A 15,127-nucleotide genomic window follows, 5' to 3' on the forward strand; every position below is an offset into this window, starting at 1 on the left:
CCCGTTTCTCGTCTCGGTGGAATCTGTTCTCAGGGCGAATCCATCGTGGGCAGGTAGACGCCCTGGTGGACGAGATGTTTCTGGACCGCGCCGACGGCGAGCACCGTGGTGCGGTCGGCGTAGAGCGCGGCGGCGATGCCCGCGGCCTGTCCGGTGGCGAACGCGGTGCCCATCACCCGCAGTGACGCCCCGGCGAGGCGGTCGGCGTCGACGACGCGGCCCGCGGCGAACAGGTTGACGGTGTCGATGCTCCGGAGCACGCCGAACGGAATGTCGTAGAAGCCGTCGTCGGCGATGAACTCCCACTGCGGGAGAACCCCGGCGCCGGGGTGATATTCGATCGGCCAGGCGCCGAGGGCGATGACATCCTCGGACCGGGCGGCGCCGCGGACCTGGTCCACCGTCAGTTGACAGGTTCCGACGACGTGGCGTGACTCCCTGGTACCGATCTCGGGGCCGGTGCTCACGATGTAGGCGCGCTCCCATCCCGGGATGGCCCGCAGCGCGGTGAGATAGTCGCGCGCCTGGATTCGCGCGTGGGTCTGAGCGCGGGTCGACTGGCCCACGTCGCGGGCGTCGTAACCCTCGTCCACGACGTAGGTGATGACGTCACCCGATACCGGCAGGCGCGCGACGAGTCCGCGTTCGGCCAGCAGCGGAGCGCCACCGGATTTGGCGGCCCGGATGGCCGCCGACAGCGTGTCGCGGGCGATATCGGCCTCCGCCGAGATACCGCCGAAGCGGACGCCCAGCGTGCCGTTCTGGACGAGTCCGTCGTTGCCGTAGCGCACCGCGGCGCCGCCGAACGTCGCCAGATCGGCCTCGCCGGTCGCGTCGACGAACGCGGCCGCGCTGATCTGTCGAACGCCCTGGTGGTTCGCGACGCGAATCGACATGATCTCGCCCGCACCACGATCGGCGGCGACGAGCTGGCTGTCGAGATGGACTTCGACGCCCGCCTCGGCGCAGATCCGGTCGAGGACGACTTTCACCGCTTCCGGATCGAAAACGACGGCGACCGAGGTGAATCGGGTCGGCGGGGTCACCGCGTCCATGGCCCGCAGGCCCGCCAACACCTCCTCGGCGATGCCGAACACCACCTGCCGCGGCGGGTCCGACCTGGTGTAGATCCCGCAGTAGGTGAGCACATTGCGCAGCGTGGCCGCCCCACCGAGGCACGGACCGCGTTCCACCAGCAGCGTTCTCGCGCCCGCCCGGCCTGCGCCGACGGCGGCGGCCACCCCGGCGGATCCGCCACCGACCACGACGACGTCGTATTCCTGATCGTTCACGCCACGGTCCTGTCGCTGTCGCCGCGCGCCGGATCGCTGTCGAACGGTGACCCGTGAAAGCGCATCACTCTCTCCTTCGTCGGACTCGGCTCACGCCGAATCGGGCAGCGTCGCGAAGACATCCATCGAGAAGCCGGCCGCGGGGCCGCCCACCCGCGCCGCGAACTCGGCGATGCCCGCGAGGTGTCGTTGGCCGAGTCCGAAGTCGAGTGCGTCGGTGTAGTACCGGCGCAGGGTGGCGGCGTCGAACTCCTCCCAGCGAGCCAGGCGTGCGCAGAGCTCGTCCATCTCCGCCATGGCGATGTCGCGGGCGGCGAGCAGGTCGGCGTGGACGCGGCGGACGGTTTCCGGTTCCCGCTCGACGAAGTCGCGCCGGGCCGCGATCACCGCGAACACGAAGGGCAGTCCGGTCCAGTCCCGCCACATCTGCCCGAGGTCGTGCACCAGCAGTCCCGCTGCGGGAGCGTCGAACAGCGCGGCGCGCAATGCCATGTCACCTATCAGCACCGCGGCGGGCGCCTGCGCCAGCATTGTTTCCAGGTTCGGCGGACTCACGAAATACTCCGGATGGACCCCGATGTGTTCGGAGAGGAGCAGTTTCGTCAGCCGCACCGAGGTCCTGCTGGTGGAGGTGAGCGCGACTCGTTCGCCGTCGAGCTGATCGAGCGGAATCTTGCTGACGATCAGACAGGACATGACCGGGCCGTCGCAGCCGATCGCGATATCGGGCAATATCACGAGTTGGTCGGAGTGGCTCAGGAACTCCATCAGGCTGATGGGACCCATGTCGAGATCGTCGGCGACCAGTGCGTCGCTGAGGTTCTCCGGCGTATCGCGGACCAGATCCAGATCGATGAGATTGCCCGTGCGAGCGAGCCCCCACAGGATCGGCAGCCAGTTCAGGAACTCGATGTGCCCGACTCGTGGCCGTCGCTGACCGCGGGGGGACCGGTCTGTCGAGCCGGCACCGGAAATTGTGCGCATGACCTCACTGTCGCGTCATCGGTGAGGCGTGCAAACCCCTAGGTGTCCCCCTAATGGCTTGTTACCGGCCCCATCACATCGATCCGACCGGCCGGATGGTCCACCTCGACTTTCCGTCGGACGGTCCGACTCGGCGTTCCGTCGACAGGCCCCTGCTCTCGGCGATTCGGCCTGTGCGCGTGATTGATTCACGGTGAATGCAACAGGTGTCAGTGTGTGCGCGGCGTCGGTACTGTGCGGGCTCTCGGTGAGGAACGCAAGGAGTTCACCATGTCGCACACACCGCCCGAAGAACGTCGGGGGCGCTTGTTCGTCTGGAACGAGGATTGGCTGGCGGCTGTTGTCGGTCTGGTTCTCGTCGCGTTGGTCCTGGTGGGGGCCGTTCCCGAATGGTTGGTGCCCTGATGTCGGCGCAGGTGCCCGGTGGCCGAGATACCGAGCGCGAGGCGGTGCCCGGCGAGGAGGGGAGCACCGTGGTGACCGGTGCGGAGTCGGGGGCCGGTACCGAGCCGGACGGTCAGCGAACCGGCGCGGTGGATGTGCGGAAAGCGCAGGCGCGCGCCGACAGCGGCGATGCCGACGCCTCGGTGTCGGAAAACGCCGCGCTGCACGGGGGATCGCGGGGGACGATCTCGTGGATCGTGGCCGGTGTCGCGGTGGTCCTGGTGCTGGGGGCGCTGACCAGGTACCTCGAGATCCATGTGCCGAGGTGGGCGCAGGACACGCCGTTGCGGCGGGTGGCGAAATCGATCGAGTATCCGGTGTACGCGATCGCCATCGGACTGATCGGCAATGTGATCCTGACGAAACTGGATCTGCGGGAGCGTCTTTCGGCGGGATTTCGCACGGAATTCTTCATCAAGACCGGCGTGGTGCTGCTCGGGGCTTCGATCAACCTGAAGATCCTGGTGACGGCGGCGGGGCCCTCGATCGTGCAGGCGCTGCTGCTGATCACCATCGTCTTCGGGTTCACCTGGTGGTTCGGCGGAGTGCTCGGACTGGACGACAAATTGCGCGCGTTGCTGTCCTCGGCGGTATCGATCTGCGGTGTCAGCGCGGCGATCGCGGCGGCGGGCGCGGTGCAGGCCCGGCGTGAACAGATCGCGTACGCGGCGTCGCTGGTGATCATCTTCGCGCTGCCGTCGATCTTCCTGTTGCCGTGGCTGGCCGAGGTGTTCGATCTGTCCGACGAGGTCGCGGGCGCGTGGATCGGCGGCAATATCGACACCACCGCCGCGGTGGCCGCCGCGGGCGCGATCGCGGGGGAGGAGGCGTTGCAGATCGCCACGATCGTGAAGACCACGCAGAATGCCCTGATCGGCGTCGTCGCGATCGCGCTCACCGCGTATTTCACGTTGCGCGTCGAACGGGTGGCGGGTGGCGCGCGCCCGTCACCGCGTGAATTCTGGGATCGTTTCCCGAAATTCGTACTGGCCTTCATCGCGGCGTCGGTGATCGGCACGCTGTATCTGCAATCGGTGGACAAGAAGACCGGCGCGGCGCATATCGCGATCGTCAACGACCTGCGCACCTGGTTCCTGATCCTGGCCTTCGTCTCCATCGGCCTGGAATTCTCCCTGAAGGGACTGCGGGACGCGGGCTGGCGACCGATCGCGGTCTTCGGTTCGGCCGCGGTGGTCAATCTCGCTGTCGGCCTCGGTCTTTCGGTGCTGCTCTTCCACAACTTCACCGTCTGATCGCGCCGCGCGGGGAACTCGGGTGACCGCCCGTCGGATGCCTCGGTCCGACGGGCGGCCTCCCTCGGCGCGTGACGGGCAGCGATAGGGTGCTGTGTGTGTCACACGCCATCACCGCGCTTCTCGTACCGGGACACTTCGACGCGGACGCGGCCGTGGAATGGGATCTGGCGCCGGTGTCGTTGCGCGAGAACCTGACCCTGTTCCACCTGACGCACTACTACACGGCGTACCGGCAAGCCCGACATGGATTCACCGAATATTTCGACCTGCCCTCCGACGCGCCCGGCATCTTTCCCCGCGAAGCGGTCACCGCCACGATCGCGGCGCGACTGTGCGGCCGGCCCGACCCCACCTTCGCCGTGCTGTTCACGGACTATTTCGCGGGAAACGGAAGTCAGTGGGCGGTCGTCTCCGTCGACGGCGGACCGGTGCGCTCGGTGCGCACCGTCAACGAGGCCCTGCGCGCGCTCGGCGTGCTCGCGGAACCCGGCTCCGACGAATTCGACACCGTCGGGCTGGCGGCCCACCGATCCACCCCCGAATACCTCGAGCGCTACGTCGACCTCTGCGACGAACTCGGGGTGTGATCAGGGGGCGACTTCAGTCCGAAACCGCTTCCGCCAGCGTCTCGTCCGGCGATTCGGTCAGCCCATCGGACGGCCAACCCGGGTACGGCGGCGGCGTACCGCCGTATTCGGGGCACAGCGGTTTGTAATCGCAGTACGAGCACAGCCAACTGGTGCTCGGCGGGAAATCGCCGGTGCGCCCGGCGTCGGTGATGGCCGCCCACAGCGCGGAGAGGGTGCGTTCGAAACGCAGCAGTTCCTCCACGTCCGGCGCGTAGGTGAGTATCTGTTCGTCGGCCAGATAGATGAGCCGTAGTTGGGCGGGCAGGATCGCGCGAGTGCGCAACACGACCAGGGCGTAGAACTTGAGTTGGAACAGGGCCTTGGTCTCGCTGGTCGGCCCCGGCGCGCGACCGGTCTTGTAGTCGACGACCCTGAGCTCACCCGTCGGCGCCACATCGATGCGGTCGATGAATCCGCGCAGCAGCACCCCGTCGTCGAGTTCCACCTCGACCCCGGCCTCCCGCGATTCCGGATCGAAGCCGGTCGGATCCTCCAGCCGGTAGTAGCTCTCGACCAGGGCGCGCACCTCGGCGAGGAATCCGTCGAGACCGGAGTCGGCGAACAGTGCGGCGATCTCTGGACGGTCGGCCAGTACCCGCTCCCAGGCCGGGACGACGAGGGTATCGGCGCGCTCGGGCGCCCGGTCCGCTGCGGGCAGTCCGAACAGGTCCTCGAGCACGGCGTGCACGACCGTCCCGCGCACGGCGTGCCGGGTGGGCGGTTCCGGAATCCGATCGATCGCGCGCAGTCGGTACTTCAACGGGCACTGTTTGAAATCCATTGCCCGCGAGGGCGACAGCGCGGGGCGTCGCCGGACCCGGGCAGGCTCGGGCGCCGAGGACATCTCGTCGTCGGCAGGGGGCGTGGACACGGGCGCTGGCATACCTGGCAGGCTATCCGGCGGTACCGACACCGCGGCGCGAACGGCGGTCGCTGCGTGAGCACGCAGGCCACGCTCGCGCCGACAGCACCTTCACGCCAGCGAAACGGAGATTCATGACGGCCAGACGGACCGGGCCATTCACCATCGGTGACCGGGTGCAGCTGACCGATGCCAAGGGGCGCCTCTACACGGTCGTCTTGGAGCCGGGTAAGGAATTCCACACCCACCGCGGCGGCATCAAGCACGACAACCTGATCGGCGCCGACGAGGGCGCCGTGGTGAATTCCACGAACGGCACACCGTACCTGGCGCTGCGTCCGCTGCTGATCGACTACGTGCTGTCGATGCCGCGCGGGGCCGCCGTGATCTACCCGAAGGACGCCGCGCAGATCGTGCACGAGGGCGACGTTTTTCCCGGCGCGCGGGTGATGGAGGCGGGTGCGGGCTCCGGCGCGCTGACATGTTCGCTGTTGCGCGCGGTCGGCCCCGAAGGCGAGGTGATCTCCTACGAAATCCGAGACGACCACGCCGAGCACGCCGTACGCAATGTGGAGACCTTCTTCGGCGAACGTCCGGCTAACTGGTCGCTCACGGTCGGCGACGTCGCCGACTACGACGGCGAACCGGTCGATCGGGCGGTGCTGGACATGCTCGCGCCGTGGGACGCGCTGCCTGCGGTCGCCAAGGCGCTGGTGCCGGGAGGTGTCCTGATCGTCTATGTGGCGACCGTCACACAGTTGTCGCGGATCGTGGAGGCATTGCGGGAACAGGAATGCTGGACCGAACCGCGTTCCTGGGAGTCGATCGTGCGCGGTTGGCACGTGGTCGGCCTCGCGGTACGCCCCGAGCACCGCATGCAGGGGCATACGGCCTTCCTGGTGAGCGCGCGACGCCTCGCCGAGGGAACGGTGACCCCCAAGCCCCAACGTCGCCCCTCGAAGGGCTGAGCCCCGTGCCCGTGCATGCCGGTGGGCACGCACGGGCCCGATGCGACTACGGCGTACAGGGCGCCTGGGCGAACCCGAGCAGCACGCAGGTGCTCGCGTCGGAGAGTTTCCACTTGCCGCCGACCTGCTGCCAGGTCAGGGGCATGGGCGGCGCGTCGCCGTTCGGCGAGCTGATGACGACCTGCGCGGTGGCGGTGTCGCCGGTGACCTTCACGTCGCTGACCACGAACTTCAGCGTTCCGTAGCCCGCGAGAGCCTTGGTCATGGACTCGATGTTGGTGGCCCGCTTCTCGCCGTCGACGACGATCGCGACCTTGTCCTGGGTGGTCTTGGCCGGGTCGGACAGAATCGCCAGCGTGGTCTGCAACTCCTCGACCGACGGCGTCGCGCCCGCGGCCTGCCCCGATCCGGTGGTTGCCGAGGCGGCGGTTGTGGTACTTGCAGTGGCAGTGGTGCCGGTGGCGGAACCGGAATCGTCGTCGGATCCGCATCCGGTGAGACCGACTGTCACGGCGATGGCCGCCGCGGCCGTCGCTACGCAGAAGCGCAGAGTTCTGGCGGGAAGGAGCATGGTGAGCAACCTTTCGGCTCGTGGGGCGACAACTCTCGCCCCAATCGGGTTAGGGCAGGCTAACATGGACCTCCGGCCGCCGATCGCAGTGCAGATGTGATCACGAAGAAACCATGTCGGAAAGCGAGAATTGACCACGCCCGGTAGCGTTGATAGACCGGGACTGGGAGGAGCAGCACATGAGCCCCATCGAGAATTCGGATTCGGCGGCCTGGAGAGAGCTCGAGGCGGTACGCGCCGAGGCGGCTGCACTCCGAAGGCAACTCGCCGATTCGCCGGATCACGCACGGGAGTTGGAAGCCCGCGTCGATTCGCTGACCATTCGCAACACGAAGCTGATGGACACCCTCAAGGAAGCGCGCCAGCAACTGGTCGCGTTGCGCGAGGAGGTCGATCGGCTGGGTCAGCCACCGAGTGGATACGGCATTCTGATCGGCGTGTACGACGATCAGACGGTCGACGTGTTCACTTCGGGACGCAAGATGCGGTTGACCTGCTCGCCGAATATCGACACCGCCGTACTCGAGTACGGCCAGACCGTCCGCCTCAACGAGGCGCTCACGGTGGTCGAGGCGGGCGTCTTCGACGCGATCGGCGAGATCGGCACCCTGCGGGAGATCCTCGACGACGGCCGTCGCGCCCTCGTGGTCGGTCATGCCGACGAGGAACGTGTGGTGTGGCTGTCGGGCCCGCTGTCCAAGATCGCCGAGAACGACGACGTGGACGACCCGGATTCGCCGATCCGCAAACTCCGTCCCGGAGATTCCCTGCTCGTCGACACCAAGGCGGGTTTCGCGTTCGAGCGCGTCCCCAAGGCCGAGGTCGAGGATCTGGTACTGGAAGAGGTTCCCGACGTCGATTACCACGACATCGGCGGCCTGACCCGGCAGATCGAGCAGATTCGCGACGCCGTCGAACTGCCCTTCCTGCACAAGGATCTGTTCCGCGAGTACGCGCTGCGCCCGCCCAAGGGCGTGCTGCTCTACGGTCCGCCCGGATGCGGCAAGACGCTGATCGCCAAGGCGGTGGCCAATTCGCTGGCCAAGAAGATCGCCGAGGCGCGCGGTGAGGATGCCAAGGAAGCCAAGTCGTTCTTCCTGAACATCAAGGGCCCCGAGCTGCTGAACAAGTTCGTCGGCGAGACCGAACGCCATATCCGGATCATCTTCCAGCGTGCGCGTGAGAAGGCCTCCGAGGGCACCCCGGTGATCGTGTTCTTCGACGAGATGGATTCGATCTTCCGCACCCGTGGTTCCGGTGTCTCCTCCGATGTGGAGACCACCGTTGTGCCGCAGCTGCTTTCGGAGATCGACGGCGTCGAGGGCCTGGAGAACGTCATCGTCATCGGCGCCTCCAACCGCGAGGACATGATCGACCCCGCGATCCTGCGGCCGGGCCGTCTGGACGTGAAGATCAAGATCGAGCGGCCCGACGCCGAATCGGCGCAGGACATCTTCTCGAAGTACATCACCGAGACGCTGCCGCTGCACGCGGATGACGTGGCCGAATTCGGCGGCGACAAGGGCGCCTGCATCCGCGCGATGATCGAGCGGGTCGTCGACCGGATGTACGCCGAGAGCGAGGACAACCGCTTCCTGGAGGTCACCTACGCCAACGGTGACAAGGAGGTCCTGTACTTCAAGGACTTCAACTCCGGCGCCATGATCCAGAACATCGTGGACCGCTCCAAGAAGTACGCCATCAAGTCGGTGCTCGACAACGGTAATCCGGGTCTGCGCATCCAGCATCTCTACGATTCGATCGTGGACGAGTTCTCCGAGAACGAGGACCTGCCCAACACCACGAATCCGGACGACTGGGCTCGCATCTCCGGCAAGAAGGGCGAGCGGATCGTCTACATCCGCACGCTGGTCACCGGCAAGAACGCCTCGGCCAGCCGCTCCATCGACACCGAGTCGAATACGGGTCAATACCTGTAAGGTCCGGTCGATTTCGAGAAGCCGCGTCTCCCTCGGGGGCGCGGCTTCTCCCTTTCGGCGGCGCTCGAGGGCAGAATGGACGATCGTGCCACCGACAACGCCGGATCTACTCGACGCCGAATACTTCACCGCCACAGCGCAACCGACCTTCGTCGTGGACGACCTCACCCTGCGGCCGTGGTCTCCCGACGACGCGCCCGCGGTCTTCGAGGCGTTCCAGGACAGCGGGATTCAGCGCTGGCACACCCGGAGCGCCGTCTCGGTGGTCGAGGTGCGCGGCTGGCTGGAGGTGTGGGCGAAGGCGTGGAGCGAAGCGACCCATGCCAATTGGGCGGTCGTCGACACCGGCACCGACGCCCTCCTCGGCCGTGCCTCGTTGCGGGATATCCGCCTACGGCCAGGCCGAGGTCGCCTACTGGACCGTGCCCGCCGCACGCGGCCGTGGCGTGGCCCCGCGCGCCGCGGCGACCCTGACCGACTGGGCGCTGAACGCGCGCGGCTTCCATCGCATCGAACTCGCGCATTCGGTGCGGAACACGCAATCGTGCCGGGTGGCGAGAAAACTCGGATTCGCGCTGGAGGGCACCAGGCGCAGCGCCGGTCTGCACGCGGACGGGTGGCACGATATGCACCTGCACGCCCGGATCAGGGGCGATTGATCGGGTCCGCCGGGGCGGCTCAGTGCCGGTCGATCACGAATGCCGAGGCGTTGTCCCTGCCGCCGCCGTCCAGGGCCGCGTCCACCATCGCCTCCGCGGTCGCGCTCGGTGATTCCCCCGTGGCGAGCAGCAGTTTGATCGTCGCCATATCGAGGCGTTTGTGCACCCCGTCGGTGCTGAGCAGGATTCGCCCGTTGCTGGAGCCGGTGGCGGCGCGGCCGATCTGATCTTCGCGTACGGTGCGCACGGTGGTGGTGATGATGTGATTCGTGCGCGGCGCCGCGTACTGGCCGCGCATCCGGAGGTATTCCGCGAGGGTGTGATCGGTGGTGATCTGATGCAGCATCCGGCCGTTCCAGCGGTAGGCGCGGCAATCCCCGACCCAGGCGATGTCGGCCGAACAGTCGGGTTTGCCGGCCGTCGGCAGTACCGCGACGACCAGCGCGCTGTCGGCTTTGGGTTCGGGGAATTCGCGCAGCAGACGTCGTTGCGCGGCGAGGATGCCCGCCGCCGCGCCGTCGCGGGCGCTCTCCTTCGCGGCGACCGTCGCGGCGGCCCGCGCGGCCCGTGCCGCGAGCAGGTGATCTCCGACACCGTCGGCGACGACGAAGGCGACCCGACCGGTGACCGGATCGGTCCACGAGGCCACGGCGTCGGCGTTGATCGACCGCAGCCCGCGCCTGCTGACCGAATCACCCGCGATTCCGGCGAGCCGTACCAACTCGCGGCGGGATGTCGTCATTGCGCTACTCACGGCCTGACCTCCTGGGATCGGTCGCCGGCGACCTGTCGGCCGTCCGAATACCAGTTCACCTCATCAAACCGTGGCATACGCCAGAGATGACTGTGGGCTTGCTGAGAACTGGGCGTAGCCGAAGTATCCTACGACCCCGCCCATAGCGGAAGGGGCTCTCGACGGCTGCGCCATGTTTCCGGGATACCCCGAGAGCCGAGCCGCACACCGAGCACGCCGCCGACGATCGCGCACAGCGTGTCGGCATCCCCTCAGATCCGCCGGCTGGGCGCGCGGAACGCACCGCCGGGGCGGTGGCGGGGTGAGGGTTTGGTGACTGTCGGGCAACCGATGCGACCATCGCGCGTCATGTCCGACGATGAGGATCTATTCGCCCCGCGTTGTCGATGTCGAGCGGACGGGACGAGCGCGGGCACAGGGCGGGCGGAGATCGAATCGGAGGCTGTCGTGAGCGTGGAGAGTGTGCGGATGCTGCCGATCGGCGTCGACGGTGTCGCCGAGGTCCTCCGGTCCGAACTGATCGCCGTCCCGGCCCGTTTCGCGCTGCTCGCGGACGCGTCCGGAGCGACGCTGGCCGAAGATCTGATCGCGGGTACCGCGCTGCCCCGGGTCGACACCGCGGCGATGGACGGCTACGCGGTGAGCGGCCCCGGTCCCTGGTGGACGTTGCGCGCCGATGCCAGGCTGGCGGGCCACGGTCGAGGGCGTCCGCTGTCGTCGGGGGTCGCGGTGCGGATCGCGACCGGCGCGGCGGCTCCGACCGGGACCACGGCGGTCATGCGCGACGAATTCGCCGAGACGGCGCGGGTATCGGGTCGCCTGATGGTGCGCAGGGTGCCCGGCGCGCCGCTGAAGGACGATATGCGCCGTTGCGGTGAGCAGTGGGAGGGCGGGGAAGTGCTTGTCGGCCACGGGACCCGGGTCTGCCCCGCGGTGGTCTCGGCCGCGGCGAGCGCGGAGGCTCCCACCGGCGCGGTCCGCGGACCGGTACGCGCCGATGTGCTGATCACCGGCGACGAGATCCGCGCGCGCGGCCCGCTCGCCGAAGGCCAGACCCGCGACGCGCTCGCACCGGTACTGCCGCAACTGCTGCGTGCCTGCGATATCGGATGCGGACCGGTCCGGCATCTGCCGGACCGTGCCGAAGACCTGCTCGCCTGGTTCACCCAGGAACGCGACGCCGAGATGGTCGTGGTCACCGGCGCGACCGGACACGGTGCGGCCGATCATCTGCGCGATGTGCTCACCGAGATCGGCGCGCGCGTACTCCTCGACGGGGTGGCGATGCGGCCCGGCGGCTCGCAGATCGTCGCGGTACTCCCCGACGGCAGGGTGCTGCTCGCGTTGCCGGGTAATCCGTTCGCCGCGGTGGCCGCGCTGCTGGTCAGCGCTCCCGCGATCGTGGACGCGCTGACCGCGCGCACCTCGCGGCAGCGACTGTGGGGCCGGATCAGCGACCGGTCGGGATCACACGAGACGCTCACCGCGGTGGTGCCGGTGCGTCAGTTGCCCGGCGGGGTGTGGCAGAGCGCGGGTGCGGCGCGCACACCGCATCTGGCCGACCTGATCGGCTGCCAGGCGCTCGCGCTGCTCGGGCCGAACTCCGGACGCGGTAGCGTCGCCGAACTCCTGCCGTTGCCGCAGTGACCTCCTGATCTACGGATCTTCTCGCTTCACAATTCCGTGTCTGCGGCAATATGCTGTCGATCGTGTCGAATTTACGGATCAGCGAGGTAGCCGCCCTGCTCGGTGTCAGCGATGACACGGTGCGCCGGTGGATCGATCAGGGCCGGTTGAACGCGATCCAGCTCGACAGCGGCCGCAAGGGTGTCAGCGGCCGCGAGCTCGCCCAATTCCTGCGAGCAAACGCCGAAGCTCCCGAGCCGGGGGTGACGGTCGCGGCGTCCGCGCGCAATCGGATGCGCGGCATCGTCACCAGGATCGTCAAGGACACCGTGATGGCGCAGGTGGAGATGCAGGCCGGACCGTTCCGGCTGGTGTCGCTGGTGAGCAGGGAATCGGTCGACGAGCTCGGTCTGGAAGTCGGCAGTATCGCTGTCGCCTCGGTGAAGTCCACCCACGTCGTGGTGGAGATTCCGGAAAGTTGACGAGGATGAAATTCATGCGCAGATGGGGCGTCGCGTTCGCGGCGGTACTCGCGGTGGTGACCGTGGCGGGCTGCGGTTCCGACGACAAGTCCGAATCCGCGGACGCGGCGTCGGTGTCGGGCACCGTGACGGTATTCGCGGCGGCATCGCTGACCGAGACCTTCACCGAACTCGGCAAGCAGTTCGAGGCCGCGCACCCGGGGGTGAAGGTCGTCTACAGCTTCGGCGCCAGTTCGGCGCTCGCCGAACAGATCAACCAGGGCGCTCCGGCGGACGTCTTCGCCTCCGCGGCGCCCAAGAACATGCAGCAGGTACGGGACAAGGGCGAAGTCACGGTCGCGCCGGTCACGTTCGTACGCAACAGACTCGAGATCGCCGTGCCCAAGGGCAATCCGGGCGCCATCACCGGACTGGCCGATTTCGGCAGGACCGAGCCCAAGATCGCGTTGTGCGCCGAGCAGGTGCCGTGCGGTGCGGCGGCGAAGACCGTATTCGAGACCGCGGGTATCACGCCCCAGCCCGACACCCGTGAGCAGGACGTCAAGGCGGTGCTGACCAAGGTGACGCTCGGTGAGGTCGACGCGGCGCTGGTCTACCGCACCGATGTGAAGGCGGCGGGGGACAAGGTCGCCGGCATCGAATTCCCCGAATCGGCCAAGGCTGTCAACGACTATCCGGTCGCACCGCTCGCGCACGCCCCGAACGCGGCGGCCGCGGCGGCGTTCGTCGAATTCGTCACCGGCGCCCAGGCGAAGACGGTGTTCACCGCGGCGGGATTCGACACCCCGTGAGAACGGCCTCGCGGCGACGGGCGGTACTGGGGCGGCCTCCGGTCGCGCTGATACTGCCCGCCGTCTGCGGGCTGGCATTCCTGGTCGTCCCGTTGATCGGGCTGCTGCTCCGGGCGCCGTGGTCGACCCTGCCCGAGCGGCTGGCGAGTGCCGAAGTCGGTCAGGCGCTGCGGCTTTCGCTGGTGTGCGCGACTTCGGCGACCCTGATCTGCCTCGTGTTGGGGATTCCGCTCGCGTGGCTGCTCGCCCGCGCGGACCTGCCCGGACGTTCGCTGCTGCGCGCCCTCGTCACCGTCCCGCTCGTGCTGCCGCCGGTCGTCGGCGGTGTCGCGTTGCTGCTGGTGCTGGGACGGCGCGGCCTGATCGGACGCTACATCTACGAATGGTTCGGGGTGTCACTGCCTTTCACGACCGCCGGGGTGATCGTCGCCGAGGCGTTCGTGGCGATGCCGTTCCTGGTGATCTCGGTCGAGGGCGCCCTGCGCGCGGCCGATCAACGATTCGAGGAGGCGGCGGCCACCCTCGGCGCGAGCCGCTGGTACACCTTCCGACGGGTCACGCTGCCCTCGATCCTGCCCGGCGTCGTCGCGGGCGGTGTGCTGTGCTGGGCCCGCGCGCTGGGCGAATTCGGCGCGACCATCACCTTCGCGGGTAATTTCCCCGGACGCACGACGACGATGCCGTTGGCGGTCTACCTCGCGCTGGAGAGCGATCCGGAGGCCGCGATCGTGCTGAGCCTGGTGCTGCTCGCGGTGTCGGTGCTCGTGCTCGTCGCGCTGCGGGAACGCTGGATCCGGGGTGCGGTATGACCCTGAGCGCCGAAATCCGGGTCGACCGGGGGCATTTCGCGCTCGAGCTGCCGCTCACCGTGGCGCCGGGGGAGGTGATCGCGCTGCTCGGGCCCAACGGGGCGGGCAAGACCACCGCGTTGCGCGCGCTGTCCGGACTCGTCGCGCTCACCGGCGGGCATCTGCGCGTCGGCGAACACACCTGGGACGCACCGCCTTCGGTGTTCGTGCCCGCCGAACGGCGGGAGATCGGCGTGGTGTTCCAGGACTACCTGCTGTTCGCCCACCTGTCCGCGCTGGACAACGTCGCCTTCGGACTGCGGGCGCGCGGACACCGCAAGGCCCGGGCGCGCGAACAGGCCGCCGCGTCGCTGGCGCGCGTCGGACTCGCCGATCACATGCATCGCAAACCACGCGCTCTGTCGGGCGGACAGGCCCAGCGTGTCGCGCTGGCGAGGGCACTGGTCACCGCACCGCGCCTGCTGCTGCTCGACGAACCGCTCGCCGCCCTCGACGCGGGCACCCGGCTGCACGTGCGCTCCGATCTGTCCCATCACCTGCGCGAGTTTCCCGGATACACGGTGCTCGTCACCCACGACCCGCTCGACGCGATGGTGCTCGCCGACCGATTGGTCATCCTGGAGAACGGCGCGATCGTGCAGCAGGGCGCGCCCGCCGAGGTCGCCGCCGCGCCGCGCTCGGACTACGTCGCGGATCTGATGGGACTCAACCTCTATCGAGGGACCGCGCGTGGCACCCTGGTGGCACTCGACACCGGCGGTGAATTCACCATCGCCGAACCCGGCAACGGACCGGTGTACGTCGCGTTCGCCCCGAACGCCGTCGGATTGCATCCGGAGCGTCCGGTGGGCAGCCCGCGCAACAGTTGGCCCGTCGTCATCGCCGGTATCGAGCAGCACGCCCACACCATCCGGGTGCGTTTCGAGGGCAGTCCGCCTGTACTCGCCGACATCACCCCCGCCACCGTCGCCCAACTGGGGTTGCGTCCGGGACAGCGGCTGTGGGCGGCCGTGAAGGCCACCGAGATGCGGTCGTATCCGGCGTGAACCGGGGTGCGGAA

At 68.3% G+C, this 15,127-nt stretch carries 15 protein-coding genes and 1 pseudogene; 11 read left to right on the forward strand and 5 right to left on the reverse strand.

Annotated features, from left to right (window positions below; translation table 11 throughout):
- Positions 1 to 29: 29 nt before the first annotated feature.
- Together DAT37_RS24465 and DAT37_RS24470 are read right to left on the reverse strand one after the other, a co-directional pair.
- Positions 30 to 1,292, reverse strand: coding sequence for an FAD-dependent oxidoreductase (locus tag DAT37_RS24465; RefSeq protein ID WP_109527132.1), 1,263 nt, complete (start codon positions 1,290 to 1,292; stop codon positions 30 to 32).
- Between the two features lie 90 nt (positions 1,293 to 1,382).
- A complete protein-coding gene (locus DAT37_RS24470; RefSeq protein WP_109527133.1) occupies positions 1,383 to 2,276 on the reverse strand; it encodes a menaquinone biosynthetic enzyme MqnA/MqnD family protein in 894 nt (297 codons plus the stop codon).
- Positions 2,277 to 2,546: 270 nt separating this feature from the next.
- On the opposite strand from DAT37_RS24470, the gene DAT37_RS46100 reads away from it, so the two are divergent.
- From DAT37_RS46100 to DAT37_RS24480, 3 genes are all read left to right on the forward strand, one after another.
- Positions 2,547 to 2,681, forward strand: a complete 135-nt coding sequence (locus DAT37_RS46100; protein ID WP_256461481.1) for a hypothetical protein — start codon at positions 2,547 to 2,549, stop codon at positions 2,679 to 2,681.
- Positions 2,681 to 3,973, forward strand: coding sequence for a YeiH family protein (locus tag DAT37_RS24475; RefSeq protein ID WP_232839962.1), 1,293 nt, complete (start codon positions 2,681 to 2,683; stop codon positions 3,971 to 3,973). Before DAT37_RS46100 ends, DAT37_RS24475 begins: the two co-directional genes overlap by 1 nt.
- Before the next feature lie 98 nt (positions 3,974 to 4,071).
- On the forward strand, positions 4,072 to 4,563 hold the full coding sequence (locus tag DAT37_RS24480; RefSeq protein ID WP_157978642.1) for a hypothetical protein: 492 nt from the start codon (positions 4,072 to 4,074) through the stop codon (positions 4,561 to 4,563).
- Positions 4,564 to 4,576: 13 nt separating this feature from the next.
- Here the strand turns inward: DAT37_RS24480 and DAT37_RS24485 are convergent, their stop codons facing one another.
- Complete coding sequence (locus DAT37_RS24485; RefSeq protein ID WP_109527135.1) at positions 4,577 to 5,488, reverse strand: RecB family exonuclease; 912 nt, start codon at positions 5,486 to 5,488, stop codon at positions 4,577 to 4,579.
- A gap of 113 nt (positions 5,489 to 5,601) precedes the next feature.
- Here DAT37_RS24485 and DAT37_RS24490 point away from each other — a divergent pair, with 113 nt between their 5' ends.
- Complete coding sequence (locus DAT37_RS24490) at positions 5,602 to 6,435, forward strand: tRNA (adenine-N1)-methyltransferase (RefSeq protein WP_109527136.1); 834 nt, start codon at positions 5,602 to 5,604, stop codon at positions 6,433 to 6,435.
- 46 nt (positions 6,436 to 6,481) lie between these two features.
- On the opposite strand, the gene DAT37_RS24495 is transcribed toward DAT37_RS24490, so the two are convergent.
- A complete protein-coding gene (locus DAT37_RS24495) occupies positions 6,482 to 7,006 on the reverse strand; it encodes a nuclear transport factor 2 family protein (RefSeq protein ID WP_109527137.1) in 525 nt (174 codons plus the stop codon).
- Between the two features lie 179 nt (positions 7,007 to 7,185).
- Between DAT37_RS24495 and arc the strand changes: the two genes are divergently transcribed.
- Together arc and DAT37_RS24505 are read left to right on the forward strand one after the other, a co-directional pair.
- Positions 7,186 to 8,946 (forward strand): proteasome ATPase, encoded by a 1,761-nt coding sequence (arc, locus tag DAT37_RS24500; RefSeq protein ID WP_109527138.1) that lies wholly within the window; start codon positions 7,186 to 7,188, stop codon positions 8,944 to 8,946.
- Positions 8,947 to 9,100: 154 nt separating this feature from the next.
- Positions 9,101 to 9,605 (forward strand): annotated as a pseudogene (locus DAT37_RS24505) (GNAT family N-acetyltransferase).
- Positions 9,606 to 9,624: 19 nt separating this feature from the next.
- Here DAT37_RS24505 and DAT37_RS24510 read toward each other — a convergent pair.
- The gene (locus tag DAT37_RS24510) at positions 9,625 to 10,359 is read right to left on the reverse strand and encodes a PP2C family protein-serine/threonine phosphatase (protein WP_232839964.1); all 735 of its coding nucleotides are present in this window, start codon (positions 10,357 to 10,359) and stop codon (positions 9,625 to 9,627) included.
- 447 nt (positions 10,360 to 10,806) lie between these two features.
- Between DAT37_RS24510 and DAT37_RS24515 the strand changes: the two genes are divergently transcribed.
- The 5 genes from DAT37_RS24515 to DAT37_RS24535 all read left to right on the forward strand — a co-directional run bounded on the left by DAT37_RS24515 (position 10,807) and on the right by DAT37_RS24535 (position 15,113).
- The gene (locus DAT37_RS24515) at positions 10,807 to 12,006 is read left to right on the forward strand and encodes a molybdopterin-binding protein (protein ID WP_232839965.1); all 1,200 of its coding nucleotides are present in this window, start codon (positions 10,807 to 10,809) and stop codon (positions 12,004 to 12,006) included.
- A 62-nt stretch (positions 12,007 to 12,068) separates the two neighbouring features.
- Positions 12,069 to 12,467 (forward strand): TOBE domain-containing protein, encoded by a 399-nt coding sequence (locus tag DAT37_RS24520; RefSeq protein ID WP_109527395.1) that lies wholly within the window; start codon positions 12,069 to 12,071, stop codon positions 12,465 to 12,467.
- A gap of 14 nt (positions 12,468 to 12,481) precedes the next feature.
- Positions 12,482 to 13,258 (forward strand): molybdate ABC transporter substrate-binding protein, encoded by a 777-nt coding sequence (gene modA, locus DAT37_RS24525; protein WP_109527396.1) that lies wholly within the window; start codon positions 12,482 to 12,484, stop codon positions 13,256 to 13,258.
- Complete coding sequence (gene modB, locus DAT37_RS24530) at positions 13,255 to 14,067, forward strand: molybdate ABC transporter permease subunit (protein WP_109527141.1); 813 nt, start codon at positions 13,255 to 13,257, stop codon at positions 14,065 to 14,067. The genes modA and modB overlap by 4 nt, the downstream gene beginning before the upstream one ends.
- Positions 14,064 to 15,113 carry an ABC transporter ATP-binding protein gene (locus DAT37_RS24535; protein ID WP_109527142.1) on the forward strand — a complete coding sequence of 350 codons (1,050 nt, stop codon included), beginning with the start codon at positions 14,064 to 14,066 and terminating at the stop codon, positions 15,111 to 15,113. The genes modB and DAT37_RS24535 overlap by 4 nt, the downstream gene beginning before the upstream one ends.
- Positions 15,114 to 15,127: the final 14 nt, after the last annotated feature.

Source organism: Nocardia aurea (genome assembly GCF_003123685.1).
Classification (GTDB): Bacteria; Actinomycetota; Actinomycetes; order Mycobacteriales; family Mycobacteriaceae; genus Nocardia; species Nocardia aurea.